Below are 241 nucleotides of genomic sequence, written 5' to 3' on the forward strand. Positions count from 1 at the left end.
GCTGCCGTCTTCGAAAAGACGCAGGCCGTCTTCGAGATTCTGCTGGATCACGTTGACGCCGTTTTGCGTCGCGGCCAGCACACCGGCATCGTTGATTTCGATGCCGTAGCCTTGCACGTCCAGTTCCTCGGTGAGCAGCGAGAGCAGCGAGCCGTCGCCGCAACCCAGGTCCAGCACCGTGGCGCGCGGTTCGACCCAGCGGGCGATCGCGCGGAAGTCGGGGCGCAGCGCCAGATAATCG

General features: G+C 65.1%; 1 protein-coding gene. It reads right to left on the reverse strand.

All coding sequences use genetic code 11. The features are described 5' to 3' along the window. Positions 1 to 234, reverse strand: a 234-nt coding sequence (locus SB772_RS44985) for a methionine biosynthesis protein MetW (protein ID WP_410839151.1), incomplete at its 3' end; no start/stop codon positions are given. Positions 235 to 241: the final 7 nt, after the last annotated feature.

Origin of the sequence: Paraburkholderia sp. SIMBA_030, assembly GCF_046535245.1 — a bacterium.
Classification (GTDB): Bacteria; Pseudomonadota; Gammaproteobacteria; order Burkholderiales; family Burkholderiaceae; genus Paraburkholderia.